Source organism: Sulfurospirillum multivorans DSM 12446 (genome assembly GCF_000568815.1).
GTDB lineage: Bacteria > Campylobacterota > Campylobacteria > Campylobacterales > Sulfurospirillaceae > Sulfurospirillum > Sulfurospirillum multivorans.
Genome location: NZ_CP007201.1, coordinates 1,593,283 through 1,619,794 on the forward strand (window position 1 = coordinate 1,593,283; position 26,512 = coordinate 1,619,794).

Sequence of the window (26,512 nt, forward strand, 5' to 3'; positions counted from 1 at the left end):
TGGTTTTACATGTAAAGATTCTTTACATGTAAAACTTTTTTACTTAAAGTGAATCAACATACTCTTCGATTGCAACTGCAGCACGTTTTGAAAAAGCGACCGCTTCGACCACGGTTCGAGCTCCCGTTACCACATCTCCTGAAGCAAAAACACCTTCCATCGTAGTTCTACCACTCTCATCGGTAATGACTAAACCTTTTCCATCCACTTCAATTTGGCGTGCCGATTGAACAATATTGTCATTAGGACTCTGGCTAATGGCGATCAAAATAGAATCCGCCTCCAATAATCCCTCTTCGCCACTCTCATCTGTACTAGCGTAGATAACACCTTGTTCGGTAATTTCAATAGGCTGTTTGTAAAGCTCAAACTTGACACCATCGATTTTGGCACACTCGACCTCATGATGCGATGCAGGAATGTCTTCCATCCCTTTTCGGTACATAATAATAACCTCACGTGCACCATGACGCACAGCGGTTCGTGCTACATCCATTGCAACATTTCCAGCCCCTAAAATAACCACTCTATGCCCCAAACGATACACAGCAGGATTTTTAAGATAGTCAATCGCAAAATGCACATGTCCTAAGCTCTCGCCTTTAATGCCCAATTTTTTTGGAGCCCAAACTCCCGTTCCGATAAAAATAGCTTTAAAATCATCACGGAAAAGATCGGCGATGGTGATGTTTTTACCAATGGTAATGTTCGGGCGAATTGTGACGTCTAACTGGCGAAGTTTCGTCTCAATCGTATCTAAGATCTCTTTATTGAGCCTAAAATCAGGAATACCATAGCGAAGCACGCCACCGATTTTATCGTGAGCATCGTACATCGTAATCTCATACCCTTTTGCTCCTAAAATAACGGCCAAAGAGATACCCGCAGGGCCACTTCCAATGATCGCAACTTTTTTGCCATTTTTGATGGGTTTTTCAAACTGAAGATCGTTCATGTAGAGATCGGAAATATAATTCTCAATGCTTCCAACACTCACCGCCGTTCCTTTTTTATTGAGAATACAGTGTCCCTCACAATGTTTTTCATGAGGACAGACCATGGAACAGATGACAGAAAGAGGGTTATTATCAAACAGCAATTTACCTGCTTCTTTAATTTCGCCTGCTAAAAAAAGACGGATCATTTCAGGAATGGGCGTGCCAACAGGACATCCCGTACGACAGGATGGCTTTTTACAGCCCAAACAGGTTTTTGCAAGTGTAATGACATATTTGTTCATCGCGTTAAGCCTTTATCTATGTGTGTAAAAATAGTGTCGGAATTGTATCAAAACTATAAGATTTTTTTGAGAAGTTTTAACTTAACGAAAGAGGGTACTTTTTTTGGAAGTACCCTTTACAAGCTTACTTGTAATTTTTAACAAAAGAGGCGATGCGTTCAATGCCATCCCTAATTGTGGCATCATCGGTTGCGAAAGAGAGTCTAAAATAGCCTTCACACCCAAACCCAATACCAGGAACAACCGCAACACCTTTTTCTTCAAGCAATTTTTGAGAAAATTTCATGGAGTCATTTTCAACCGCTTTGGTGTTTACGAAAAGATAGAAAGCGCCTTCTGGTTTTAACACAGAAATACCTTCAATTTGATTTAAAAGCTCATGAGCAAGATTGCGCCTTCGCTCAAACGCTGCGCGCATGATTTCAATATCGGCATCGGCTAAACCATTGAGTGCAGGAACCGCTGCTTTTTGCGTAATGGAGTTGACGTTTGAGGTACTTTGTCCTTGAAAATCAACAATAGCATCCGTAATCTCTTTAATAGGAGAGGCAAAATATCCAAAACGCCAGCCCGTCATAGAGACCGATTTACTCAAACCATTGACCGTAATAGTACGTTTAAACATATCTTCGCTGATCGATGCCACTGAAGTGAATACAAGACCATCAAAGAGAATTTTTTCATACATTTCATCAGAAACGACTAAAATATTTGTTCCTTTTAAGACTTCGGCTAAAGCAGTAAGCTCTTCTTTGGAATAAACAGAACCTGTTGGGTTAGAAGGCGTGTTAAGTAAAAGTACTTTTGTTTTAGGCGTAATCGCCGCTTTAAGCTGTGCAGGGGTGATTTTAAAACCACTGGTTTCATCGGTATCAATAAACACGGGTGTTCCATCACTGTACTTGACAATTTCAGGATACGTTACCCAGTAAGGGGCAGGAATAATGACTTCATCACCTTCGTCAATGATCGCTTGGAAAATGTTAAACAATGAATGTTTCGCACCCACATTGACCACAATATCGGAAGGTTTATAGTCAAGATTATTTTCACGCTTAAGTTTTCCAGCAATTGCTTTTAACACTTCTGGAGTACCGCCAACCGCGGTGTATTTTGAAAAACCATCGTTAATCGCCGCAATCGCCGCATCTTTGACAATTTGTGGCGTATCAAAATCAGGCTCACCCGCTGAAAAACTCAGAACATCTCGACCTTGTGCTTTAAGATCTCTCGCTAAGGATGTAATCGCCATAGTAAGAGACGGTGATAAAACTTGGATTCTTTTAGACAGCATGAAACTTTCCCCTATAAAAATATCGTGCAGATTATAGCGAAAAATTAGCCTATTTCTCTTATATTTTTTACAAAAAAAGCTATTCCCATGGTGCTTTTTGAAAAACAGTTGTAAAGAAAGGATCCTCTAGTGTTTGAATGAGTTCATGTGCAAAGCTAAGGACACCGGCATAGCCTATAAAAGAGGTTTGTAATACAGGTGAAACCTCCATAAAAGCGATTTTGGATGCAGCCGCAGCATGATAGTGATGAACATCACAGAGTAAAATATCCACCGCTTCTTCGTCAATTATCTCTTCAAGCTCTTCGTAAGAATCACGAATGACCATACCTTGACCTTTTAATAATTCAAAAACTTTTTCACTATCATCTTGCGTGCATTGGTAAATGGCAGTTGCTGCGATGCGAACATTCAGCTCCTTTAACATAGGAATAAACTGCCATGAGTACTTCCCTTTCAGATCGAGTAGTGCGACTTTATCCTTTAAAACCGTGCGACAAGATTCTAATGCTTGGTTGAGACTTTTCTCTTCACGCGCAATAAACTGCTCTGAAATGCGTGTGAGTTTTCCATCGGCAAAAGTCTCTACGATGGAGCGAATCGCATCGGAAGTTGCGTGCCTTCCATAAAAAGAGACCTCGACCCAAGGAATATCCCACGCCTCTTTCATCTTCCTTGCTAAACTGCCCATCGGTTTAGCGCCAATCAGGACATTGAGTTTTGCACAGTGCGCTTTTTGTGTCTGTTCCACATCTTCCCCACCTCCAAACATCCAATGAATGCGAAACCCAATGCTTTCAAGGAGTGTTTTATACGCATTCATTTCATTCAAGGAGGCGTTAAAACCTATGAGATTAATGTCGTATGCCAAAGCATCAAAAGGCTCTTTCTGCCCCATTAACTGCTGCATCAGTGTCACGCCTGCGATGCGCGCACCAAACGGAACGCCTCCCATAAACCCTGCTGCATTGATGAGGATAATCGGTATACCAAGGGTTTCTTGCTGGGTGTTAATAATGCGTTCAATATCCTCACCAATGAGAGAGCTTACACAGGTCAGATAGATAAAGATGACGTCTGGATGAATGTGCGTATAGATATACGTAATGCTGGATGAGAGTTTGTCTTCACCACCAAAAATAAGATCGTGTGCGTCCATTTGTGTGGTAAAAATAGAAGAGGGTGCATCCTGAAAAAGATACGTTACCTGAGGACAGGTACTCGGTGAATGAATAAGATGCGCCGCATTTTTAAAAGGCAATAAGGCTTGAATCGCTCCCTCAAACGAACACCCACCGATCATAGTGCCAGGACTAAGCCGCTCACAGGTCACTTTTTTCTCTGTATCGGCATTGTGACTACAGCTGGATTCGTTGAAAAGCTCTTTAATGCTCTGATAACGCGACATTTTTCTTCCTTATTGCTTAAAGATATTCTTCAACACCAATCTCAAATTTTTGGATTTTATACCCAATTTGACGGTTGCTAATGCCCAGTTTTTTTGCCGCATGAATCTTAATGCCACTGCACTCCTTCAATACTTTAATAATCGTCTGACGTTCCAACTCCTCCAAATCTGCCTTCGTTTCAAAGACTTTGATATCGACCTGTGTCTTTGCTGGAAGCACGGAGGATAGGACATGCGCGTTTACATGTAAAGAGGGAGCGAGCAGAACAATGCGTTCCATACAGTTTTCAAGCTCACGAATATTTCCCGGCCAATTGTACGCTTTAAGCAGTGTTTCCGCATCGTTCATTAACGAGCGCTCTTTGGCATGACGCCTGCAAAATCGTTCCAAAAAGTAGCGTGAAAGCAAAATGATATCATCGCCTCGATCACGAAGAGAAGGGGAGTGAATCGGAATCACATTGAGCCTGTAAAAAAGATCTTCCCTAAAACTTCCTTGACGCACCATCTCTTTGATATCACGGTTTGTTGCCGCCACAATGCGCACATCGACTTTAATGGTCTTGGTTCCACCCAGCCTTTCAAACTCTTGTTCTTGAAGCACGCGCAACAGTTTGGCTTGAAGGTTTAAACTCAAATCGCCCACTTCATCCAAAAAAAGCGTTCCCTCATCGGCAAGCTCAAAACGCCCTTTGCGCATCTCTTTCGCATCGGTAAAAGCGCCTCTCTCGTGCCCAAACAGCTCGGTCTCCAAAAGATTTTCAGGAATGGCAGCACAGTTGAGTTTGATGTAAGGTTTTTCTTTGCGCAGGCTATAGTTATGAATCGCTTTGGCGATAAGTTCTTTGCCCGTACCCGTTTCACCGCTGATCAAGATGGTGGAGCTCGTACACGCCACCTTGCCCACAATGTCCAAAACACTCTGAATCACCGCGCTATGACCGATGATCTCATTTTGTTTGAGTATCTCTTCTTTGTAGTAGAGTTTTTCCTCTTTGAGGCGCTTTTTTTCATCATTGATCGTCTGATAAATTTGCTGTGATTGCGCCATCAAAGAGGCGGTAATCGTTAAGATGGTAACCATTTCTTCAATATCTGAGAGCGATTTTTGTGTCAAACTCACGCCCAAAACACCAAAAAGTCTGTTTTGAGAGAGTGCGGGGATAGCAAGGTAGGAAATTTCACTCTCTTTAAGACTGCAACTTTTGTTGAGAAAAAGGATGTTTTGATGAACGTTTTCTATAACAACGGGCTCTAAAAATTGCGCACATAACCCCGTAGCGCCTTCACCCACTTTATAGGTCGCTAAGAGTTCTTGCCGTTTACTGAGCCCCACAGAACTTAAGACTTCAAGTTCATTGCTCTCATCATTGAGCGCATAATAGATGCTTTTATCCATGTAAAAGTGCCGTTTAAGCAGGCTGAGTGTTGTTTCAAACGCTTTTTCGATGCCAAGCTCACTGCCTTTGAGTGCGACGGAGATTTCGTATAAAACCCGAAGCTCTTGATAACGTGGGCAATCTTTGATGGGGCTGATGCAAATTGTATCCACAGGCGCTCTCCTCAGTTTTGATGAATGGCAATGTATCGTAGTATAATTTATTATACTACGATAGTATACTGCTTAGCTGGAGGAAGATGAATCACAAAAGTGCCTCTTTATTAAACAATTCACTCTCTTGCGCAATGTTTTCTTTTGCACTGAGCTCATAAGGTTCTATTTTAAAGACAGAGACCGCTTTGCCATCGTGCGTGGAGCGATACTTTTCGATCAAACTTCCCGAGAGTTGGTGCTTGTAGTAGTGTGGCGTGTATTTATCCAACAATTTTTGAAGTACTAAAGCGGACTCTTCGGCGTCCATTACTTTCTCAGCCACACCAAAAATGATCACACTGCGATACGCCGTATCGGCATGACAGGGAACGGGATCGACAACGGTGCCGTATTCATGGAAGAGGGTAAAGCAGACGGAGGGTTTTTGAAGCAAAATACTCTCTTTTTTACCGCTTCCCATACCATGGAAATAAACCGCGCCCTTGTACCACACGTAATTCACAGGCGTGGCGTAAGGCATGTTTTGCTCATCCACCATCGCTACAATGCCCACACGCGTCTCGTTTAAAAAGGCTTTAATAATCGCTTCATCGGTACAGATTCTTTTGGTATAACGAATTGTGTGCATATTTTCTCCTCATAATGAAGGGATTTTAGCTTTACATGTAAAGAAAAAACCCCTCAGTTTTTCTACCAAACGTTGAGTAACCACTCTTTGTTTCGTTTGTATTCCATATCACGAAAGAGCGTATTGGCGATCTCTTCCGCAAGCCAAATCGCCCCTGCATAGCCTACAACTGGGTGACGGTAAAGACCGGCTCGATCAAACGTTGGAAAGCCCACGCGCACCATCGGAATGTTATTGTCAATCGCGGTAAATCTGCCTTTGGAGTGCCCCATAATAAGATCAAGCTTTAAGCCCTTGTTTTTAATGCGATCTTCAAGCTCCCAAAGGTCGGCATTGGTGATGATCTCCATATCAAAGTCCACTTTGGATTGAAGATTTTTGATGCGCGCATCTTTTTTATAGCCCGAGTTGTCATCTCCCAAAAGAAGGAGTACGGGTTTCATCTCCATATCGATGCAAAACTCCGCCAAACCGATCACAAGATCAGCATTGCCGTAAATTGCCACACGTTTGTCCGCTAAGAACATATGTGCAAGATCGGTAATCGCATCTAAGGCAATACCGCGCTCTTTGACCAATGCCGCAGGAATAGGCTTGCCCGTCATCTCTTTAAGGTGTTGCAAAAAGGTATCGGTGTTGCGAATCCCAATAGGCGTTGGCCCTATGATTGAAGGTACTTGAAAATTTTTCTCCAAGTATTTCGCCGCTTTTCCCCCTTCATAACGATTGAGTGCAATTGTTCCAATGGCATCACCCGTGCTGATCATATCTTCAACCGTCGTATCACCATGAGAAACTTCGCATTGACCACTTGGCATAAGCGGTGAATCGAAGCTTTCAATTTCAAACAGAACCGTCGCATCAATCTCCATCATTTTCAAAAGATGTTTAAGGGCTGTTACATCGCCCGGATTGACCCAACCGGTGATCAGATTGATCTTGCCATTGGGCGTTCCACTTTTTTGTGCAAAGGCTTTGAGCATTGATTCGACTGCAACATCGTAACCACTGACCATACTGCCTTTGAAACTCGGTGTATGTACAGGAACGAGATGCACTTCGCGCCCTTCGTATTTATCTTTTAAAAGCCCATTGTTAAGCTTGGTGATAACACCTTCGATATCATCGCCAATAATTTCCGTTGAGCAAGTCGTAATGATCGGAATGACTTTGATGTCTGGGTAGCGCATTAAGAGGACATCGACTGCCGTTTCAACCCTTCCCGTTGCTCCAAAAACAGCGCTGTCTTCATGTAACGACGAAGAGGCGATGTCAAAGTTATCTTTAAAATGTTGTGCAAAAAGCATCCGCACAAACATAACGCACCCTTGTCCACCGTGAACAATGGCGATACAATCTTTGATGCCAATACTCACGTACTGTGCGCCACACGGCTGACATGTAAAGATCGGGTTAATAATACCCGTACGATCTTTTGCTCTGAGTTCACATGACATGGTTTATCCTTTTTTAGTATCGTGCAACTGTCAGCTCTTTATTGAGCGAACCGCTAATCGTGACGTAGTCAATACGTTCTTTAAGCTTCTCTATCAGCACCTTGATACTCTCTTTATCCATTTCCGCAAACCAAGAAAAACGCGCTCTAAAGGCTTCAGTCAACGAGAGGGCATCAACCCAATAACAACGATCTTCGGGTGTCTCTTTCGCCACTTCTTCATCGCATAAAAGTTGCTTTGTTTTACTCAAAACCCCTTCGTTTTGCCTCTCTCTATCCCACGATCTTGAGTGAAACTGCCAAAGGCAATGTTTCATAATATAATCTTCCATCTGCATGATTCGAGCACTTTGTGTCGATTGTATTTGCATATTTACTTTTTCATCGCTCATTGGTTTCTCCTTTAAACCGCTGCTTGCTCGTGATTACGAGACAATTCGGGGTCATACACTTTACCTCGAAGTTTCGTCACACAATCAAAATCACCCGTGTACGGTCTCTCTCCCTCCACATTCGCTTCTTCTGGTATCAATTTTACATCGGAGATCATTTTGCGTGTCATAAAGCCTTTATCCGTCGCAATCGGGTCTCTGCTGATGTCAATGCCTGAGAGCTGATGAATCGGAGAGAACGCAGCATTGTAAATATCACGCGCAAAGCGAACCCACCCCTCATACCCTTTGTACGGTCCATTATGATAGGCGTGGGCATTGAGGTATTGAACCCGACGTTTTTTAGCCACTTCTCCAGGGCGCATACCCGTGAAGATGACATCGGGTTTGAGCTTATCCATCGCTTCGATGCCTTCAAGCTCGTTCGGATCATCAATGGCAAGTGTGCCGGGTTGGGCTCGTGCTACGCCTTTTTCCATATCACCTTGGTGCCCAAATTTGGTGTACAAGGAGACAACTTCAACGCCCATCTCTTCATGAATCACATTCGCCCAATGCCACAGTTTTGACCCTCCAGGCCACAAACATACTTTGACACCCGTCAGACGTTTTTTGTACCAATCAAGCTCAGGCTTCCAACGTGCGGTCTCTTCATCAATAATCGCTTGTGCGCGATCTTCAAGTCCAAAGAAGCGTGCTACTTTCATCAATGAATCGGAAAGTGGCTCAAACCCAAATCCATCGATATCAAGTCGTGGAATACCATACTTTACGCGAAGTTCGTTGCAGATATACTCAGCCGAACGTGCGCACTCAAGGACATTTAAATGCGCTCCGTGCATGCTTCTAAGCTCATCATACGATCCATTGCCCGTAAAGCTTGAGAGCACTTGAATGCCCATGCGTTTGAAGTAGTCGCACATGATTTCACAATCGCCTTGAATGTTATAATCACCGACGTAGTTGATGACATAATCACTCGTAATTTTGGGCTCAACGGTTCCTACTTTTTCATGAATCCACGCAATGTTGATCTTATGATGCCCGCCTGATTGGCTAGGACCCGCAAAACCTGGCGAGTTACAGACAAAAATGTCTTTATCAGGCATCTCTTTGAGCACATCTCGTGCGATCGCTTCCATATCGTCCCCAATCAACGCTGACGCGCAGGTTTGATACACGGTCATACGGTTGATCGTCGGGTGCGCTTTGAAGGCTTCGATAATGTTCTTTTTGAGCAAATCGCCGCCACCAAAAACGACATGAGACTCTTTCATATCAGTGGCATAGGTGTATTTGAGCTGAAAGTTGTCGTTGTCGCTGATGTAACGTTTGGTGTGCCATGTATCATACGTACATCCCACAGGGCCATGACTCATATGAATCGCATCTTTCATAGGAGTGCCAATAACGTGTTTGGCGCCACAATAAGCACATCCTCGCTCCGAAATGGTTCCGGGGATGGTCAGAAGATGTCCTTCTGGAAGACATGAGGTCAAATCCTCGCCTTCACCTTTCACAACCGCATGTGACTTTCGCTCCGGAATGCAGGAACTGCATTCAAATTCATGATGTGGCATAGCTGGTTTCTCCTTTTTAATGTAGTCAATCATCCCCACACCAACTGCACGGAGTATTCCTGAGATTTAAAAAGGATAAAAGTGCCTATTGAAGGGCTTTTGAAAAACTTATGGAAAAAAGGAGGAGGGCTATTTTGACAAAATTGTAAGGGTAGGTATGTACAAAACAGTGAAAATGTAAAGCTTACATGTAAAAGAGTTTGGGAAGTAAAAAGGGGAGAGAAGAGTAAACGCGTTTAAAAAAGTTTACTCTTTAACGGATTCTAAATAGCATTTATAAATGGCTTCAAGTTCGTCATCTTTGATTTTGAGATCTTTGTTGGTGGTTAAGACCGCTTCTTCTAAAATCTTGATGCGTTTGAACATATAGATGAAAAGCTCTTTGTTGATGTCGGGGATTTTGTTGTGTGCCATAGGGTTTTTGTCGCGCCCTTTATCAATGATACGAGCAGGCAAACCCACCGCTGTTGAGTCATCGGGGATGCTTTTGACCACAACGGAATTAGAACCAATACGGCAGTTTTCACCGATGGTAATATCGCCTAAGATTTTAGCACCTGAGCCAATAACCGTATGATTGCCAATGGTTGGATGACGTTTAACGCCACGCTCTAGACTCACACCACCAAGTGTAACGCCTTGATAAATCAAAACATCATCACCCACAATCGCCGTCTCACCGATGACGACACCAAACGCATGATCGATAAAGACACGGCGACCAATGGTGCACGCAGGGTGAATGTCAGTGTTAGTGATAATCTGCGAAATGCCCATGAGTGCGCGCGCAAGCGTTTTAAAACCCTTTACATGTAACGCATGCGCAATGCGGTAATTAGCCAAAGCCCAAACCCCTGGGTAGTTAAAAAAAAGCTCTACTTTCGAGTTGATAGCGGGGTCATGCAGAATCGGTTGGGAAAAATCTTCTTTAATTTTTTCCCACAAGGAGACAGAGTTCATTGCGAATTATCCTCATTGTTAATCGTTTTAAGATAGCCGTTGTCATTTAAGAAGAGGTAAATCTCACCTAAAATGTGTTTTTTCTCTTTTTCACTGATGATGTCAGACGCCTCAATGCGATCATTAAGATTTTCTTGAACCTCTTTAATGTCGTAATCAAGATCTTCTAAAATATCACTAATGCTTTGCGATTCCAAGATATTTTCAATCGCATAGCCATCGTCGTCGATAATAATAGTAGCCTCAGTTGGATGAGTAAAGAGGTTGTGTTTCATACCCAATACTTCTTGATAAGCCCCCACTAAGAAAAAGCCTAAGAAATAGTCACGGTTTTTAATGTCAACATCGTGCAAGAAAAGTGGTGTTTCGGTGTTAAAACCTATCTCGCCATCGCTATCGCACGTGATGTCCCACAAAGAGGCTGAACGTGTTGGGACTTCATCCAAACGATCCAAAGGCATAACAGGAAACGTTTGACCAATACCCCAAAAATCAGGCAAACTCTGGAAGAGTGAGAAGTTAACCAAGTAGCGCTCTTGCACACGATCTTGAATGTCTAGTATCTCACTGAGTTTTTTATCGGCAACCAAACCGACCGCTTTTTTGATGATCAGATTAACCAAAATCTCCGTATTGGAGCGATCTTGAAGGTCAATATACCCCAAATCAAATAGGGTCAATAATGACTCCATGTGATCGATACTATCGTGTAAAAATTCAAGCGCATTTTTACGGTTCATCGTACCTAAAAGATCGTACAGTTCTTGCACAAGAGGAGGATTGATCTCTTTGGGTCTGAGTTTTTGATCGGTGTACTCTTGCGAGAAGAGCTCCAAAACAGGCGCAATAAGTACGGCATGGTGAGCGGCGACAAAACGTCCTGATTCGATGAAAATGTCAGGTTCATGAACCCCTTTTTGGGTTGCAATATCTTTGAGCAGATAGACAACATCGTTGGCATACTCGCTTAAGGTATAGTTTTTATGTAACGTTGTTTTATGTTGAGAGTATTCAACCGCCAAACCGCCGCCTAGATTGATCGCTCGAAGATGGGTTGCACCCATGCGACAGAGTTCGGCGTAAATATTCCCCGCTTCCCTAAGTGCTTTTTTCAAAGGAGCAATGTCGGTAATTTGCGATCCGATATGAAAATGAATCATCGTAAATTTTTCAAGCAAATTGGCATCACGAAGCATATTAACCGCTTCTAAAAGCTCGGTAGAAGTCAAACCAAACTTGGAGTTAATGCCGCCACTCTTCGCCCAAATACCAATGCCTGAGCTATGAAGACGAATGCGCAAACCAATATTAGGCACACATCCAAAACGATCTTTAGCAATAGAGATAATACTCTCAAGCTCATTCAGCCCTTCAATCGTAAGCGTGATGTTATGACCCATCTCTGCGGCAATAAACCCTAACGAGATCATTTCATTGTCTTTAAAACCATTCACGGTGATCGGAGCATCTGGATTGTTGTACGCCATTGCTAAAATCAGCTCTGCTTTACTACCAGCTTCTAGCCCATAATGATATTTTTGCCCTAAAGTGACAAGGTTTTTGACAAAATTGGGAAATTGATTGACCTTAAGAGGGTAGACCGCACTAAAATTGCCTTCGTATCCAAACTCTTTTTTTGCATCAGCAAAACTTTTGTAAATCATACGGATCTGTTTTTGAATCAGATGTGGAAATCGAAGTAAAATAGGACCACGGATACCATCTTTGCGTATCTCTTGAATGATCTCTATCAAAGAAGGCTCACAGCCTGTGTTCACTTTTACCTTACCGTCTTCGATAAAAAAGTTATCGTTTCCCCATGTTTTGATTCCGTAGTCCAATGTTTTGCTCCTTAAAAATGTGCCATATTGATAATTTTTTCTTCTTTACTCTCAAGATCTTTCACCCAAACACTCTGCTTCGCAAGCTCGTCTTCACCAATACATACACAAAATTTTACATATAATTTATCGGCGATTTTAAGATGATTTTTAAGTGATTTTGACTCATACGAGGTCAAAACTTTCTCCGTTTTGCGTTTTTCATCAACTAACTTAAAGACGATCTCTTTCGCCTCATCGCAAAGTGCAGCGATGTAGTAGCCCTCACGTCCAGTTTCAGGCATCTTGACCAGTTCCATCAAACGCTCGATGCCCATTGCAAAGCCAACAGCAGGCGTTGCCTTACCATCTAAAAACTCCACCAAACGATCGTATCTGCCACCGCCAGCGATAGCACTTTGCGCCCCAATTTCATTGCTTACAAATTCAAACGCCGTTTTGGAGTAATAATCAAGCCCACGAACCAGCTTTGGATTGACCATGTAAGCAACGCCAAATTGGTCTAAAATTGACTTTAATGTTGCAAAATCATCTTTACATGTAACGCATAAATGATCAATTATAAGTGGTGCATCCGCAAGCAAAACTTTACAGTGTTCGTTTTTACAATCCAGCACGCGAATCGGATTGGTCAGTTTTCGTCTTTCACAATCTTCGCATAAACCCTCACGCGTCTCTAAAAATTGAACCAGTGTTGTGCGGTACTGAGGCATACACGAAGGGCAGCCCAAAGAGTTGATTTCCAGTGTAAACCCAATGCCAAGCGCTTCAAACATCGCTTTAAGCATCAAGATAATCGTTGCATCTTCTCTGACATCGCTTTCGCCAAAACTCTCCGCACCAAATTGGTGAAATTGTCTCAAGCGACCTTTTTGAGGCCTTTCATAGCGAAACATCGGTCCATGGTAAAAGAAGCGTCGTTTTTCACCCGCTTTGTCGTATTTTTGCTGAATAAACGCTCGTACAACTCCTGCCGTACCTTCAGGGCGCAAGCAGACGTCGTTTTCACCTTTGTCGATGAACTGATACATCTCTTTACCGACAATATCACTGCTCTCACCCACACTGCGTTTAAAAAGTGCGGTCTCTTCTAAAATAGGCGTCTCGACAAACGAAAAGCCATACTGCTCCGCAATGCGTGAACAGGTTTTAATCATATAAAGATATATTTCACTGTGTGGCGAGAGGGTATCTTTCATTCCACGTAAAGCATTAATCATTTAAAAAATCCTCAATCTGTTTATAAATCATCTCAATTTCGTGTGAAGCATCGACTTCCAAGACCTGAATCGGCAAGGTTTTAACAACGCGACGCATTATATCTTGAATCCGTAACAAATAGCTTACACCGCGCTCTTCAATGGCATCGTGCTCTTTTGCGCCCATGCGTTCACTCATCAGTGTCTTATTTGTGAGAAAAAGTACGATTTTTTCAGGGTAAGACTCTTGTAGGGCTAAGCGGTTCATCGCAAGCAATAACTCGCCATCCACCTCTGCATGATTGGCACACGCATACGCAATCCCCGATAAAAAGCCACGATCGCTGATGACCAAGCGCTCATTGCGCGCAGGTTTGACAACACGGTCGTAATGCAAAGCCCGATCAGCTAAAAACAAAAAAAGCTCTGCGTTAAAAGAGCTTTTCAGCGCTCCACCCAATAACATTTCACGAAATTTCAAGCCTGTGGGCGTTCCACCGGGCTCTTTGGTCGCTAAGACTGTTTTATAACGCTCAGCAAACAGTGCCACTTGGGTACTTTTACCCGTTGTATCAATGCCTTCGAAAATCACATACATGTAAATCTACTTTGTAAATAAGGTAAAACCATAGGAGGGACTAAATGCGAAACATTCCCGCCGTGTTTTGCGATGGAGCGTACCACAGAGGAGCTAATAAACGCATTTTTAAGACTGGGCATTAAGTAAACTGTCTCAATTTCACTCCACAACGAGGCATTGGCATAACCCATTTGGAGCTCAAATTCAAAATCGCTTACAGCACGTAGTCCTCGTATCATCACGCGAATATCTTTCTCTTTTGAAAAACTGACCAAAAGGTTATCAAAAGGCTCCACTTCCACACCTTGCATATCTTTAATGGCGGCTTGCACCATCTCGACACGCGTGGTGATGTCAAAAACGGGGCGTTTTTCTTCCGAAAGTGCTACGGCAACCAAGACTTTGTCGAAAAGCTTTTGCGCACGTTTAATGACATCCATATGTCCATTGGTGATAGGATCAAAGGTTCCTGGGTAAATTGCGACTCTCATGCTCCCTCCCAACGTTGAAACAGGTTGTGTTCAATCCCTAAAAGATCAAACCATTTGCCAATCAAGAAATTTTCCATCGCTTCAAGGCTTGACGCCTTGGCGTAATAACCCAAGATTGGAGGTGCGATATGGATACCAAGCATGGAAAGTTTGAGCATATTTTCTAAAGCAATCGCTGAAAAAGGCATTTCGCGAGGAGCCAAAAGAAGAGGGCGCTTCTCTTTAATCATCACCGAAGCAGTACGCGTAAGAAGATTGTCGGCAATGCCATGCGTTATTTTAGCCAGCGTGTTCATACTACACGGGATAATCGCCATAGCGTCTGTTTGAAACGAACCCGAAGCTGTAATGGCTCCAATGTTTTCATCATCCAGCAAAAAAGTATTGGCCTCTTTTGCGAGAACGATTTTGGCATGATCGGAGATAATAACGTACTTTTCAATATCACTTGGAAGTGCCTTGATAAAGGCAAGCCCAAGCTCAACACCACTGGCACCGCTAATGCCGACAATGATACGTTTCATTCGAGGATAATCACTTCATAGGGTGATAGGATTTTTGCACTCAAAATTTTGCCTTGTTCTGTTCTGATTTTGACAACATCACCTATATTGCCGTCTTCTAAAAGGGTAGCTTGCACTTCTATGACCAACCCTTCCTCTTTTAGTAGCGCTTTGATACTCGCTTTTCTACTCAGCATTTTTTTAATATCCAGATGAAAATCCGTCAAAATCTGACCTTCTTTAACACCGTTTTTGATCACAGCATTTTGAGGTATTTCATTGGTAATCACACGGTTTGGAAGGGCATCTAAACTCTCCCAAACACTCTCGTAGTCATCGTTTGTGAGGATTTTACCGTTAAGCAAATTATGTTTTGCTTTAAACACCATCACTTTCGCATTCATCTCATAAGCAAAATAGAGCTTTTTCTCTCGATCACCTACTTTAAAAACAGCCACAAAGGAGCCACTGTTTTTCTTAAGCATAGCATCGGAGATTGAAATATCAACAAGCTCATAACGTTCAAAATCGGTAGGCAGGGAGGTTTTAATGGAGATACGCGGTTTTTCATCAATTCTTACGAAAGGAGAGGTTTCTTGAAATTTTTTCAAAAAGAGCTCAGTCATTGCATCTGCTTTACCCATAAGCGAACAGTGGCGCCTAAAAATCACAACACCATCGCTGCTATCAATAATGGTCGCATTGAGGTCGTTAAAGGCTGTGCGTAACGTATTGGTAGAAACGGTATAGTGCATACGCCCTGTTGGAATGGTAACAATAATGGGATCATCACTGCTTTGATAGCCAAAAAAAGAGGCTCTAAGCGTGTCTTGTTCAATGCAATAGGTCTTATCAATATAAAGAGGTTGTGAAAAAAGGGAGGTGATAAAAAGAAGTAGGATTAAAATGGAGCGGGAAACGAGGTTCGAACTCGCGACCCCGACCTTGGCAAGGTCGTGCTCTACCACTGAGCTATTCCCGCAAAACGGACGGAATTCTACCAAAAAAAACCCTTTGTGTCAATCTATTTTGAAATAATTGTAGCACAAATAGATTTTAAAGGGCTTAGAAGAGCTTTTTATACCTTGAAAATCGTAATTTCTTGCTCCAACTCTGCGGTTGAGAGATTTAAACTGCTGGAAACGCTCATCAATTCATCGGCAATCTTTTTATTTTCATGCGCAAGTCCTGTCGCTTCTTCAACCCCTTGCGTAAGATGGTCGATCTCTTTGGTGATGCTTAATGTTTTTTCATAGGCAATATTCGTGATTTCTAAACTTTTCGCTGTTTTTTCTTTGGTTTCATTTGCCAAAGTCGAAATTTTGATAGCATTTTCATTCAAATCAACCACTTTTTGGCTGTTCTCTTTGATATTATCGCTTGCACTTGAGACACTTTGAATGACCACACTGATGGTTACATCGATCTCTGAAAGTGATTTTTGGGTTCGCTCAGCCAGCTTTCGTACTTCATCAGCAACCACGGCAAACCCACGTCCATGCTCTCCCGCTCTGGCTGCTTCAATGGCGGCATTGAGGGCTAGTAAATTGGTCTGATCGGCGATATCTTTGATCATCTCTAACACTGAGCGAATTTGGCGTGTCTGCTCGGAGAGGTCGTGCATTTGGGTTGAGATATGCTGTTCATCTTGGCTAACTTGATTAATGCTCTCAACGATAGAATCAAGGGTCACAATCATTTGATCCAACATCGTATAATCTTCTTTCATATACGCAGCAGAGGTTTCAGAGATGTCGCGAGACTCTTGCAACTCTTGGTTGATTTGTGACGTCAATTTTTTAACATTATCCACAATACGATCTTGATTTTGGGCAACACTGGTGATGGTCTGTGCAAACGTTTGCATGCTTTTATTCGTTTGAGAGTTTGCCGCCATCGTCCTTTTTGCTTTGATCAATGCTTGCTGAAGCGTGAAGAGTAGGGTGTTGAGATTTTCGCTGATATGTCCTATTTCATCTTTGTTTGAAATCTCGATAGGGCGATTGAGTGCTAAATCTTTTGTGATGTCTGAAAGGTGATCACCAATACGAGCGATACGTTTGACAATATAGCGCGTAATAGCGAGTAAAAGTGTGGATGTAACCACTAAAACAAGCGAAGAGATCACGATGACCAAATAAAGATTGTTGTTTAGTTTGGCACCGATTTGCAGGCTAATATCCTTCACTCGCTGTGTTGTGAAGTGTGAAATGTTATCAAAACGTTGGGAGATATACTTACAATCTGTCTCGATTTCAACCGCCATATCACCGATGTCTTCACGATTGTCTTTGACATAAAGTTCATGGATACGTTTAAATTTGGGAGCGATTTTTTGGTTATAGCGTTCATACGCCTCATGAAGATTTTGTTTCAACGTTGGCTCAGCATAAAAATCACTCACAAGTGCTTTTTCAAAAAACTCTTTGAGCTCTTTTTCAATCACGGGAAGATGATCTTTCGCCTGTCCTGTGGGTAAAAACTCGCTGGTGACATGAATAAGATCGTTTAATATCATCTCAAAGGTATTATGAGCAAGCGTAATTTCACTATCGGGAATGACATTTTTTTGATAAATGGTTTCCAGCGAATTTTTACCAATAAGACTTGAATTGATACTGATATATGAGAGAATAATTAAACCAAGAACCGTTACAATCGAGATAAAAAGAAGCTTCGTCGAAATCTTTATTTCGTTAAACATTACACACCTTTACCAGAGCACTTTCAAATTTTGTGTAGCAATAGTATCCAAAAAAGATTCATAAGGTCAAGTTTTTTAAACTAACTAAAAATAAGTAATATTTAATCGTAACATATATTTCTAAAATACGAAAATAGCTATCGGTACATTTTCTGCAACACTTCCAATACTTTCGTCACTGATCCATAACGCATTGCTCTGAACAAGGGGTTTTACCATGCCTGATCCATATTTGTTAGCGCCAAATACGTGAAATTTTCCGTCCACGAAGGTTCCTAAAACAAGATTGACACGACCTGATTTGACTTTAAAAGGCTCAGCATTTTGTGCATAACTAGGTTCAAAGTTAAACTTTTTTTGACCTTGTAGCTTTTTCAGTAAAGGGATCAGAAACAAAAAGGCATTGACATACGCCGCCAGAGGATTTCCTGGCATGGAAGCGACGATGGTTTTACCCATTTTACCCATCATGGTGGGTTTTCCAGGTTTGATGTTGATGCCATGAAACGAAGCTTCAAAACCATTTTTCAAAAGAGCTCGTTCCACAAAGTCCGCCTCGCCTCTGCTCACACCGCCACTGGTGACAAGGACATCGTACTGTTTCATGCGCGCAAAGTAGTCCGTTGCCGCTTCTAAATGATCGGGAATAACGCCACAATAATGCGCCACAAAGCCATGTTCTGCCAAAAGCGCAATTAAAGAGAGTGCATTAATGTCATAAATTTCATCTTCAGTGGCATTTTCCCAAGGCGATTTGAGCTCATCGCCCGTTGAAAAAACGGCAATGGAAAGCTTTTTATAGACTTCAACCATGCTAATGCCTTGCGATGCAAGCAGAGCAATATCACGTGACGTTAAGCAGGTGCCTTCGCTGAGTAACGAAGCGCCCACACGCTCTTCTTCGCCTTTGAGACGAAGGGCATTACCTTTTTTAACATTGGGCGAGAGAACAATGTTGTGCTCATCGTACGAGAGGCAATCTTCAAAAGGGATAATCGTATCCGCATCGCTTGGAACTTTCGCACCCGTCATGATTTTATAGCACTCATTGTTACTCAAACATGGCTCAACCACACTGCCTGCTAAAATCGTTGTTTTAATAGCAAGTTCACTCAAACCTTCTTGGTATTTGAAAGCAAACCCATCCAAGGCAGCGTTGTTGTAAGAGGGGAGATTTTTCTTACATATAATCTCACACGCAAGAGTACGACCCAGTGCTTCAAAGACACTGACCCACTCGTGATGGGGCTTTGTGCGAGCAAGATCTTCACTTAAACGCATCGCCTCATCAAAACTAACTACATGCTCATTGCCCATGGTTTACTCCTCAAGCCTTTCGATGTGCGCACCGAGTTTGGAGAATTTACCTTCCAAATCTTCATACCCACGATCCAAGTGATAAATTCTGTGAATTTTTGTCGTTCCATCCGCCACGAGGGCTGCTAAAATAAGCGCCGAACTTGCGCGAAGATCGGTTGCCATGACATCAGCCGCATTCAGTTTTGCTTTGCCCTCAACGGTTGCACTGTGCCCTTTGAGTTTGATGTTCGCACCCATACGCGAAAGCTCACTGACGTGCATAAAGCGGTTTTCAAACAGACGCTCATCGATGATGCTCGTTCCTTTTGCTTGGGTACACAGTGCCATAAATTGTGCTTGAAGATCGGTTGGAAAGCCTGGGTATTCGGAAGTTTCAATATCAGAAGGGGTGATTTTCTCCGCAGGATGAAGGGTGAGCGTATCGTCTTTTTCATCGATCTTAAAGCCCATCTGTTCTAATTTTAAGATCACCGCATCGAGGTGTCGTGGATTGACGTTTTTAAGGGTAATTTTTGACTTTGTAATCGCTCCTGCGCACAAATACGTTCCCGCCTCAATACGATCAGGAATCACGCTAAAATCAGGAATATCCAAAAGTTTTCCACCACTACCTTGTATAATCAGCTTTGAAGAGCCAATGCCTTCGATGCTGACCCCAGCTTCGGCTAACACTTCGCACACTTGAACCACTTCGGGCTCTTTGGCGACGTTGACAAGTGTGGTCGTTCCATGCGCCAAGGCTGCTGCCATGATGATATTTTCACTGCCTGTTACGGTGACTTTATCAAAAATGATCGTAGCACCTTTGAGTCCTTTAGGCGCTTTGGCTAAAACATACCCTTGCTTGATCTCGATCTCCGCGCCCATTTGTTCCAACGCTTTTAAGTGAAGATCAATCGGTCGCTGACCAATGGCGCAACCACCTGGTAATGAAACTTCGCAGTGTCCAAAACGTGCTAAAAGAGGTCCAAGCGTTAAGATGGAAGCGCGCATTTTACGCACGATGTCATAGTTTGCACACGCAGAATTGACCGTTGTGGCATTGACTTCTACCACATTTTTATCTTTACATGTAAAGCTTGCACCTAGGTTTGTCAGCAGTTGTAAAAGTGTTTTGACATCGGCAACTTGAGGCATATTTGAAATCGTAATCGTTCGTTTTGAGAGGAGGGTTAACGCTAAAAGGGGCAGTGCGGCATTTTTTGCTCCTGAAATCAGAACCGTTCCGCTAAGTTTTTGTTTCCCTTTGATCGCTAAATAATACATCATTCGTCTGTTCCTTTTTAAATATTAAAGTATTGTAGTTAAAAAATGATTAAATTTTCTATGAATTTGGGTAGAATTTGGATTACTATGATTGTGAGGAATTTGGATGCTTTTAGAACAGTTTTTGCATGAAACGCGCTATCTTTCTATCGCTCACCTCTATTTTGACGAAGAAAAACTCACCATTTTGAGTCGCGCCAAAAAAGAACACACCTCATTTCAATCGTTTGATCTTGCAAAAGATCTTAAAACCATTCCGATGGCAGACATACTTTTTATCGAAATAGGCGAAAGCAGCAAAGACAAACTCAAACTTCTGGTCAGTCTTTTTGCCAAACATAAGCCAATTATTGCCTATATTTTCGCCGATGATGTGGAAAATAGACTTTTGCTTAAATTTGCACTGCACTTTGGCATTACCGATGTTTTGCCTCTGAAAAATGAAGAAAATCTCCTCTTTTCCATCTTCTCAAAAAATGCCAACAAACTTGATGACAAACTCTACACGTTCCAAAAAATTGAACTGGAAAAAAAGATAGAACACTTTTTCCCTTTTCTCGTCTTTCAAGGCGAAACGCTCACCTATGCTAACGCCAAAGCGAAAATGCTTTATGAGACCAATGATCTTACTGCCCTTCAAGCCAAACTAAACCGTGACGAAGAGCTCTGTGAAGCGCTCAAAGGAGATGAAGATGCGCAAGGAAGCATCGTCATCGAAACGGCTTCGGCTGACAAAGAGGTCTATCTGTGCATCATCAAATCGTTTCCGCAAAGTAGCGAAAAGATCGTGACACTCATCAATTACGATCCTGAGAGTGAGACCAAAAATTGCTCGTCCATTTTAAACCGTTTTGATTTTGTCGACAAGCTCAAAGACCGTTTAGCACAACAAAGTGTGACACAAGCGCCTATTTCATTGGTGTTTATTAACATCTCCAACCTTGACAAACTGAGCAAAACCTTCACGAGCACAACGCTTTATGACGCCTTTAAAAACTTGATGCTCAAACTGTTTCAACTCAAAGAAGAGAACCAAGATGTCATCCAATGGAGCCCCAATCTCTATATTTTAATGGGAGAAGAGCGAAGTTTTGAACATGCATGCGAGCAGACGAAACACCTACAGCAAGAGTTGATTCGAGCCACCATCAATGAAAAAATTACGCCAATTATTTTGACTTCTGCATTTCATGTGGAATCCGATGATCTTAATGTTGTCATCGACTATATCGAAAAGATCAATACCAAAACACTTCTGCCACACGACATTGAAAAGATCAAATATTTTGAGTTAGAGTACCTCGATAATGTCATCGAAGAGCAAGAGCAGATTGCGTACCTTATGCACAACTGTGTCAATAACAAAATTCCGATCAAACTGCTCAATATCTACAAAGGGCTTTGCATCAACACCATATCATTCATTCAGAAAATGGCGGAAGACAGCTATCAGATGAGTTGCGAAAACCTCCAAGGTTACGCGATGCAGATCGAAAAAGAGACGGTTTTACAAGCGCCAAACTTCCCCAAAGACATCAAAGCAGAGGTCTCGTTGGTTGACATTAAACGCTCGTTTGTGGTTATTCGAAATCTCTCGTTTATGCCAAGCAGTGCTAACAGTAGGCAACACACACGCGTTCAAACCAGCATCCGAACACCCGTGCTCATCAAATACGCCCAACGCTCATCCGCCCAAGGAGACATTCTCGACATTTCGGTCACTTCGATTGCGATGAAAGTCGGCAAATCGTTCCGCGAAGAGGAGATGCTCAACCAAAAAGTCCGCCTCAATTTTTCCCTGCCCAACGAAGAGGGCGAAAATGGCTACGTCATTATGGACATTGAGGCAAAAGTTACCTACATTTCGCAAAAAGATGACGCCACAAAAATCGTCGTCTTGCTCGGGAACCTTCCAAAACCGTATGATGACTATTTGCTTCGTTACATGTATAACCGCCAAAAAGAGCTGATTTTTGAGATCAAAAAGGCAACTAAAGCATATAATTGAGCTTTACATGTAAACGTTAGTCGGTTTTTTTCTCGATGTATTTAGCCCCATCATTGACCTTTTCCTTGCTCCACTGAGCACCATCAGACGTGTCTTGTTTGACACCACGCCACGTCTCACAACCACTCGCCAGAAATGCCACAAACAGAAGCATTAGAAATAGTAAACTTTTTTTCATTGTAAATCCTTTTTACTTTTTAAGGAAAAGATAGATGCCAACCACAAAACTGATAGCACCAAAAATATAATAGGTCATGACTTTATCGGTATCGGCACCTGTCACAGCTTGGGTTACTTGCGAACCAACAGAACCCGACATCTGAAATCCCCATACGGCAAAACCAATCCCTAGAACGACCAGAATAAGACCAATGATTTTGCTAGAAGAGCCAAAATTTGCTTGCATAGTAAACTCCTGTATTTAAAGAAACTGAAATGATGTACATTGCAGTTAACTACACTATACATCAATATTTCTTGTTTGATGTCGTAAGATTTAGATTTTAAAATAGCTTTATTTATCCTTTGTTTTATTTCCTGTTGAACCATTAAAATGAGTTAATTTTTTGAGGTAGAAGTTGAGTTTTTTACAGTATAGAAGTTTCTAAAAGCGTTAGAATCAGGTGTATTACCTTTTCTAACGCTAAATCTTCCAAAAGAGCAGGGTGATTTTTAATGTTTATGGTTACAGCTGTGGTTAGGGTCTATTTTGGCCGTTTTACCTGCTAAAAAATCATGAAGAGAATCTTCAAGGTTTTCATTTTTGTCATCAAAAAAGACATCAATATTGGCAGCCAAAAACTTTTTCAAAGGCTCGCCACCTATGCCTGAAACAACCAGTTTATCGGCACCTAAAGATTGTATGTTTGCAACTGCATCCGCACATCCTCCTGTAACATGTCCTGGATTTTTGTGAACACTTACCTCTTTAACCATGCCATCTTCTACATTCACAAGGGTGTAAAAATTGGCTCTACCAAAGTGAGCACCGCGTTTTGCTTTCAGTCCGTCTTCTTTCATGGTTGGAAATACTATCATCATAACGTATCCTTTATATCTATTATTTGAGTTTTTGCAAAACTCTGAACACGCCTTTAAAGCTTTGCTTTAAAGGCTACACTAACGCTGTGTTTTCCTCGGCGGAAAGCCCACGCACCTTTGGTACTTTTACATTTTGCCACACTCTTTTTAGTGTGAACTCAATTTCTCAAGCCTATTTTCTTGATAAGCTTTATACGCATTACTAACCGTTAACTCACCAGCACCTACAAATATCGTTGTTCCCATCTTCTCAAGTACGGCAAGTGCATTAGCACCAGGTCCATTACCCGTGATAATTACATCTGCTTTCAAATCAGCCATTGCTTGAGCCATTTTGGGACCTGCTCCGTGCTCTTGATTTGCAATGTCCGCGTTATTATGAATAGTGATACCACCACTTTGCTCATCGTACATGACAACATATTCAGCACGCCCAAATCGTGCTTCCATCATAGAATCCCATGAGGGCTCTTTGGTTGTAAAGGCTAGTGTCATTTAAACTCCTAATGTTTGTTTAATGGTTTCAAAACTCTCTTCAAGTAATCTTTTTAGTTCAGGATCGCTGTATTCACTCACCGTTTGACCCTGAATCATAGCGTGAGAAAACGCTTTCGTATAAGGAATATTCTTTACATGTAAAATAGCCTCTTCCTCTAAAAACTCCTCTATTTGGGCGCAAACCGTTGCATTAAGGTCGGATTTATTGATGATGCAACCCGCTTTTATGCGAAATCGTTTGACCACTTCATAGACTCTTTTTAAATCATGAAGCCCTGAGAGTGTTGGCTCGGTTACCAGCAAAACAAAGTTCGCACCACTCAAAGAAGAGACCACAGGACAGCCTATACCAGGGGAGCCATCTACAATCATGAGTGATTTATGCTGAGCAAGCGCCATCGCTTTTCCCTCTTTTTTCACTTTGGCAACCAACTTGCCAGAATTTTCAGCCCCAATGCTGAGTTTTGCATGCACCATGTCACTGCCGTATTTTGTCTTTGACGTGTACCACGCTCCCACAAGGCGCTCACGCATCTCAATGGCACTGGGTCGGCAAACCCTGGCACAGTAACCGCATCCCTCGCATAAAAGCTCATCAATAACATAATGTCCCTCTTTAAAGCCAATCGCATCAAAACGACACACATCCGCACATCGTCCGCAATTTCGGCATAACATTTCATCAATCTTCGCAACTTGCCCACTGTAAAAATCTTCTTTGTGTGCAAAATCAGGTTGCAATAAAAGGTGCATATCCGCCGCATCCACATCACAATCCACAACAACACATGACTGCTGTGCTAAGCTCGCAAGTGCTGCGGTAATAGACGTTTTGCCTGTTCCGCCTTTTCCTGAGATAACCACAATCTCTTTCATTGCACCACCTCTTCTTGTGAAAGTGTTTTGATAAAAGTGGCAATTTCTTCCAAAGCTTGTTTAAAAGAATCAACCTCTGGATAAATCAATTTTCCCGCAGAATAACATTGCGCAATTTCAAGCAAATGCGGAATTTTAGCAAGGATAGCAATATTTTCGTTTTGACAATACGTCTCCACAGCATCATCACCCATGCCATAACGGTTGATAACCACGCCAAATTTTTTACCCAACGCTCGTGTTGTTTCAACCGCAAGGGTTAAATCGTGCAAACCAAAAGGGGTAGGTTCGGTCACTAAAATCACAAAATCCGCATCTTTAATGGACTCAATGACAGGGCACGATGTACCTGGAGGCGAATCATACAATGTAATAGTCTCATCATAAAAATGCTTTTCAACATATTTTTTTGTCTGTGCGATTAACGATACAGCTTGTTCTTCGCCTATGTTTAAACGACCTTCCACAAACTCTATGGGGTGTGCTAAAAAGTGGCTTAATTCTCCCATCTTTTGAGCTTCCATAGGAAGTGAGTGGGTCGGGCATAACTCAGAACACGCATAACAGCTATGGCATAAATTGGGAAAAATCAAAATTTCATTGCCAAGGCAAATGAGCGCATGAAAATTACACAGCTCAACACACTCGTTGCACAGCGTACACGAACCGCTTTCCCAACGAGGAATCATCTTCATTTTATCTTCCTTCCTCAAGAGTTCGCTCTTGAGAAAAAGATGGGAATTGGGCTCTTCGACATCTAAATCAACCAGTACAACCGATTCGCTTTCGCCTAAAAACATGGCAAGATTGGTGGAAAGGGTTGTTTTACCCGTTCCACCTTTGCCACTTGCAATGGCTATTTTCATGCTTGAATGACACTTTCTTTAGCGTGTAAAAGTTCTTCTCTTACCAGTGTGTGCCCACATGATGGGCATTTTTGCGTGGTGCATTTAACCCCTCGTTCATGAGCAATTTTTGCGCCGCATTTGGAGCAGACACAAAAACCTCCCTCTCCAAATGCACCACCATGGTTACGTCCACCATGATTGCCATTGCCATTCATACCTCTTCTATTTCCATTACCGTTACCGCATTGGTTACGATTTGTTTTTCCGAACATTGTAAACTCCTATTTTTTTTAAACGTTAGCATTCATTTTTACGTGCTTTTTTATGACAACATCTTCCATGCCCAAAGCCTTTTGCAAAATCAACTAAGTGCTCAGAATGACACAGAGGACACTTCTCTTTCTCTTCGTGAATTGTTGATTTAAAAAAATGGTGACAATCAAGACATTGATACATATTTTCTTTAAAATGAATACTTCCACCATCAATCATGAGTTTTAACCCATCGATTAACATTGAAGCCAATTTTTTACGCGCACGCTCTACCAGTCGTGTAAACGTAGAGCGTGAAATTCCCATCGCCTCAGCCGCTTGCTCATGCTCAAGACCTTCATAATCAGCCAATCGAATAGCCTCATATTCGTCAAGCTCCAATATCACCGTTTCTAACTTCATACCACCAATGCCTGCAGGTTTAAAGGTGGTAAACAAAGGAGGGTGACTCACTAAACGCTCTTTTGGATTTCTAGCCATTGAACATCCTGTTTTCTTATAAGATGCAAACATTATAATACACTTATGTGCATAATGTCAAGACATTGCTC

Annotated in this window: 26 protein-coding genes, 1 tRNA gene and 1 pseudogene; 1 reads left to right on the forward strand and 27 read right to left on the reverse strand. The window is 42.1% G+C overall.

The annotated features are described in order from the left end of the window. Positions 1-43: 43 nt before the first annotated feature. The 19 genes and pseudogenes from SMUL_RS08180 to murA form a co-directional block, all read right to left on the reverse strand. Complete coding sequence (locus SMUL_RS08180) at positions 44-1,240, reverse strand: NAD(P)-dependent oxidoreductase (RefSeq protein ID WP_025344776.1); 1,197 nt, start codon at positions 1,238-1,240, stop codon at positions 44-46. A gap of 124 nt (positions 1,241-1,364) precedes the next feature. Continuing rightward, positions 1,365-2,534 (reverse strand): pyridoxal phosphate-dependent aminotransferase, encoded by a 1,170-nt coding sequence (locus SMUL_RS08185; protein ID WP_025344777.1) that lies wholly within the window; start codon positions 2,532-2,534, stop codon positions 1,365-1,367. Between the two features lie 79 nt (positions 2,535-2,613). Next, complete coding sequence (locus SMUL_RS08190; protein WP_025344778.1) at positions 2,614-3,942, reverse strand: nitrogenase component 1; 1,329 nt, start codon at positions 3,940-3,942, stop codon at positions 2,614-2,616. A 16-nt stretch (positions 3,943-3,958) separates the two neighbouring features. After that, the gene (locus SMUL_RS08195; protein WP_025344779.1) at positions 3,959-5,494 is read right to left on the reverse strand and encodes a sigma-54-dependent Fis family transcriptional regulator; all 1,536 of its coding nucleotides are present in this window, start codon (positions 5,492-5,494) and stop codon (positions 3,959-3,961) included. A 91-nt stretch (positions 5,495-5,585) separates the two neighbouring features. After that, positions 5,586-6,125 (reverse strand): pyridoxamine 5'-phosphate oxidase family protein, encoded by a 540-nt coding sequence (locus SMUL_RS08200; protein ID WP_025344780.1) that lies wholly within the window; start codon positions 6,123-6,125, stop codon positions 5,586-5,588. 62 nt (positions 6,126-6,187) lie between these two features. Beyond that, positions 6,188-7,582: a Fe-only nitrogenase subunit beta gene (anfK, locus tag SMUL_RS08205; protein WP_025344781.1), complete on the reverse strand. Its 1,395-nt coding sequence runs from the start codon at positions 7,580-7,582 to the stop codon at positions 6,188-6,190. A gap of 13 nt (positions 7,583-7,595) precedes the next feature. Beyond that, a complete protein-coding gene (gene anfG / locus SMUL_RS08210; protein WP_223809686.1) occupies positions 7,596-7,973 on the reverse strand; it encodes a Fe-only nitrogenase subunit delta in 378 nt (125 codons plus the stop codon). Between the two features lie 11 nt (positions 7,974-7,984). Further along, positions 7,985-9,553, reverse strand: a complete 1,569-nt coding sequence (gene anfD, locus SMUL_RS08215; RefSeq protein WP_025344783.1) for a nitrogenase iron-iron protein, alpha chain — start codon at positions 9,551-9,553, stop codon at positions 7,985-7,987. A gap of 246 nt (positions 9,554-9,799) precedes the next feature. After that, complete coding sequence (cysE, locus tag SMUL_RS08220) at positions 9,800-10,513, reverse strand: serine O-acetyltransferase (protein WP_025344784.1); 714 nt, start codon at positions 10,511-10,513, stop codon at positions 9,800-9,802. Beyond that, positions 10,510-12,354 carry a biosynthetic arginine decarboxylase gene (gene speA / locus SMUL_RS08225; RefSeq protein WP_025344785.1) on the reverse strand — a complete coding sequence of 615 codons (1,845 nt, stop codon included), beginning with the start codon at positions 12,352-12,354 and terminating at the stop codon, positions 10,510-10,512. Before speA ends, cysE begins: the two co-directional genes overlap by 4 nt. An 11-nt stretch (positions 12,355-12,365) precedes the next feature. Next, the gene (gene hisS, locus SMUL_RS08230; protein ID WP_025344786.1) at positions 12,366-13,574 is read right to left on the reverse strand and encodes a histidine--tRNA ligase; all 1,209 of its coding nucleotides are present in this window, start codon (positions 13,572-13,574) and stop codon (positions 12,366-12,368) included. Next, positions 13,567-14,151: a dTMP kinase gene (tmk, locus tag SMUL_RS08235; protein WP_025344787.1), complete on the reverse strand. Its 585-nt coding sequence runs from the start codon at positions 14,149-14,151 to the stop codon at positions 13,567-13,569. Before tmk ends, hisS begins: the two co-directional genes overlap by 8 nt. Next, positions 14,142-14,624, reverse strand: a complete 483-nt coding sequence (gene coaD, locus SMUL_RS08240; RefSeq protein WP_025344788.1) for a pantetheine-phosphate adenylyltransferase — start codon at positions 14,622-14,624, stop codon at positions 14,142-14,144. Before coaD ends, tmk begins: the two co-directional genes overlap by 10 nt. Further along, positions 14,621-15,148: a UbiX family flavin prenyltransferase gene (locus SMUL_RS08245; protein WP_025344789.1), complete on the reverse strand. Its 528-nt coding sequence runs from the start codon at positions 15,146-15,148 to the stop codon at positions 14,621-14,623. Before SMUL_RS08245 ends, coaD begins: the two co-directional genes overlap by 4 nt. Then, positions 15,145-15,882: a flagellar basal body P-ring formation chaperone FlgA gene (gene flgA / locus SMUL_RS16970; RefSeq protein WP_025344790.1), complete on the reverse strand. Its 738-nt coding sequence runs from the start codon at positions 15,880-15,882 to the stop codon at positions 15,145-15,147. The genes SMUL_RS08245 and flgA overlap by 4 nt, the downstream gene beginning before the upstream one ends. A gap of 152 nt (positions 15,883-16,034) precedes the next feature. Further along, a tRNA-Gly gene (locus SMUL_RS08255) sits at positions 16,035-16,109 on the reverse strand. 327 nt (positions 16,110-16,436) lie between these two features. After that, positions 16,437-17,147, reverse strand: a pseudogene (locus SMUL_RS17810) (methyl-accepting chemotaxis protein); the annotation flags it as partial. Between the two features lie 804 nt (positions 17,148-17,951). Then, positions 17,952-19,148, reverse strand: coding sequence for a molybdopterin molybdotransferase MoeA (locus tag SMUL_RS08265; RefSeq protein ID WP_025344792.1), 1,197 nt, complete (start codon positions 19,146-19,148; stop codon positions 17,952-17,954). Positions 19,149-19,151: 3 nt separating this feature from the next. After that, positions 19,152-20,420: a UDP-N-acetylglucosamine 1-carboxyvinyltransferase gene (murA, locus tag SMUL_RS08270; protein WP_025344793.1), complete on the reverse strand. Its 1,269-nt coding sequence runs from the start codon at positions 20,418-20,420 to the stop codon at positions 19,152-19,154. Between the two features lie 103 nt (positions 20,421-20,523). Here murA and SMUL_RS08275 point away from each other — a divergent pair, with 103 nt between their 5' ends. Next, the gene (locus SMUL_RS08275) at positions 20,524-22,425 is read left to right on the forward strand and encodes a PilZ domain-containing protein (RefSeq protein WP_025344794.1); all 1,902 of its coding nucleotides are present in this window, start codon (positions 20,524-20,526) and stop codon (positions 22,423-22,425) included. 16 nt (positions 22,426-22,441) lie between these two features. Here the strand turns inward: SMUL_RS08275 and SMUL_RS17250 are convergent, their stop codons facing one another. From SMUL_RS17250 to SMUL_RS08310, 8 genes are all read right to left on the reverse strand, one after another. Continuing rightward, entirely contained in the window at positions 22,442-22,603 is a 162-nt protein-coding gene (locus SMUL_RS17250; protein WP_169730524.1) for a hypothetical protein, read from the reverse strand. A gap of 12 nt (positions 22,604-22,615) precedes the next feature. Continuing rightward, positions 22,616-22,831: a DUF3185 family protein gene (locus SMUL_RS08280; protein WP_025344795.1), complete on the reverse strand. Its 216-nt coding sequence runs from the start codon at positions 22,829-22,831 to the stop codon at positions 22,616-22,618. A 266-nt stretch (positions 22,832-23,097) separates the two neighbouring features. Continuing rightward, complete coding sequence (locus SMUL_RS08285; protein ID WP_025344796.1) at positions 23,098-23,466, reverse strand: NifB/NifX family molybdenum-iron cluster-binding protein; 369 nt, start codon at positions 23,464-23,466, stop codon at positions 23,098-23,100. A gap of 147 nt (positions 23,467-23,613) precedes the next feature. After that, positions 23,614-23,961, reverse strand: coding sequence for a NifB/NifX family molybdenum-iron cluster-binding protein (locus SMUL_RS08290; protein WP_025344797.1), 348 nt, complete (start codon positions 23,959-23,961; stop codon positions 23,614-23,616). Then, the gene (locus SMUL_RS08295) at positions 23,962-24,840 is read right to left on the reverse strand and encodes an ATP-binding protein (RefSeq protein ID WP_025344798.1); all 879 of its coding nucleotides are present in this window, start codon (positions 24,838-24,840) and stop codon (positions 23,962-23,964) included. It lies immediately after the preceding gene. Further along, positions 24,837-25,706 (reverse strand): nucleotide-binding protein, encoded by an 870-nt coding sequence (locus tag SMUL_RS08300; protein WP_025344799.1) that lies wholly within the window; start codon positions 25,704-25,706, stop codon positions 24,837-24,839. Before SMUL_RS08300 ends, SMUL_RS08295 begins: the two co-directional genes overlap by 4 nt. Then, positions 25,703-25,960 (reverse strand): hypothetical protein, encoded by a 258-nt coding sequence (locus SMUL_RS08305; protein ID WP_025344800.1) that lies wholly within the window; start codon positions 25,958-25,960, stop codon positions 25,703-25,705. Before SMUL_RS08305 ends, SMUL_RS08300 begins: the two co-directional genes overlap by 4 nt. A 25-nt stretch (positions 25,961-25,985) precedes the next feature. Continuing rightward, positions 25,986-26,441: a DUF134 domain-containing protein gene (locus SMUL_RS08310; protein WP_025344801.1), complete on the reverse strand. Its 456-nt coding sequence runs from the start codon at positions 26,439-26,441 to the stop codon at positions 25,986-25,988. Between the last annotated feature and the right edge of the window lie 71 nt (positions 26,442-26,512).

Coding starts and splice junctions, on each gene's coding strand:
- tmk (WP_025344787.1), bottom strand. CDS start 14,151: ATGTATGTGATTTTCGAAGGCATTGATACAACGGGTAAAAGTACCCAA.
- SMUL_RS08245 (WP_025344789.1), bottom strand. CDS start 15,148: ATGAAACGTATCATTGTCGGCATTAGCGGTGCCAGTGGTGTTGAGCTT.
- SMUL_RS08295 (WP_025344798.1), bottom strand. CDS start 24,840: ATGAAAGAGATTGTGGTTATCTCAGGAAAAGGCGGAACAGGCAAAACG.
- SMUL_RS08275 (WP_025344794.1), top strand. CDS start 20,524: ATGCTTTTAGAACAGTTTTTGCATGAAACGCGCTATCTTTCTATCGCT.
- SMUL_RS08300 (WP_025344799.1), bottom strand. CDS start 25,706: ATGAAAATAGCCATTGCAAGTGGCAAAGGTGGAACGGGTAAAACAACC.
- SMUL_RS08200 (WP_025344780.1), bottom strand. CDS start 6,125: ATGCACACAATTCGTTATACCAAAAGAATCTGTACCGATGAAGCGATT.
- SMUL_RS08290 (WP_025344797.1), bottom strand. CDS start 23,961: ATGACACTAGCCTTTACAACCAAAGAGCCCTCATGGGATTCTATGATG.
- SMUL_RS08305 (WP_025344800.1), bottom strand. CDS start 25,960: ATGTTCGGAAAAACAAATCGTAACCAATGCGGTAACGGTAATGGAAAT.
- SMUL_RS08265 (WP_025344792.1), bottom strand. CDS start 19,148: ATGGGCAATGAGCATGTAGTTAGTTTTGATGAGGCGATGCGTTTAAGT.
- cysE (WP_025344784.1), bottom strand. CDS start 10,513: ATGAACTCTGTCTCCTTGTGGGAAAAAATTAAAGAAGATTTTTCCCAA.
- anfD (WP_025344783.1), bottom strand. CDS start 9,553: ATGCCACATCATGAATTTGAATGCAGTTCCTGCATTCCGGAGCGAAAG.
- SMUL_RS08285 (WP_025344796.1), bottom strand. CDS start 23,466: ATGATGATAGTATTTCCAACCATGAAAGAAGACGGACTGAAAGCAAAA.
- anfG (WP_223809686.1), bottom strand. CDS start 7,973: ATGAGCGATGAAAAAGTAAATATGCAAATACAATCGACACAAAGTGCT.
- SMUL_RS17250 (WP_169730524.1), bottom strand. CDS start 22,603: ATGAAAAAAAGTTTACTATTTCTAATGCTTCTGTTTGTGGCATTTCTG.
- murA (WP_025344793.1), bottom strand. CDS start 20,420: ATGATGTATTATTTAGCGATCAAAGGGAAACAAAAACTTAGCGGAACG.
- SMUL_RS08280 (WP_025344795.1), bottom strand. CDS start 22,831: ATGCAAGCAAATTTTGGCTCTTCTAGCAAAATCATTGGTCTTATTCTG.
- SMUL_RS08190 (WP_025344778.1), bottom strand. CDS start 3,942: ATGTCGCGTTATCAGAGCATTAAAGAGCTTTTCAACGAATCCAGCTGT.
- flgA (WP_025344790.1), bottom strand. CDS start 15,882: ATGCACTATACCGTTTCTACCAATACGTTACGCACAGCCTTTAACGAC.
- anfK (WP_025344781.1), bottom strand. CDS start 7,582: ATGTCATGTGAACTCAGAGCAAAAGATCGTACGGGTATTATTAACCCG.
- SMUL_RS08310 (WP_025344801.1), bottom strand. CDS start 26,441: ATGGCTAGAAATCCAAAAGAGCGTTTAGTGAGTCACCCTCCTTTGTTT.
- coaD (WP_025344788.1), bottom strand. CDS start 14,624: ATGAGAGTCGCAATTTACCCAGGAACCTTTGATCCTATCACCAATGGA.
- SMUL_RS08180 (WP_025344776.1), bottom strand. CDS start 1,240: ATGAACAAATATGTCATTACACTTGCAAAAACCTGTTTGGGCTGTAAA.
- hisS (WP_025344786.1), bottom strand. CDS start 13,574: ATGATTAATGCTTTACGTGGAATGAAAGATACCCTCTCGCCACACAGT.
- SMUL_RS08185 (WP_025344777.1), bottom strand. CDS start 2,534: ATGCTGTCTAAAAGAATCCAAGTTTTATCACCGTCTCTTACTATGGCG.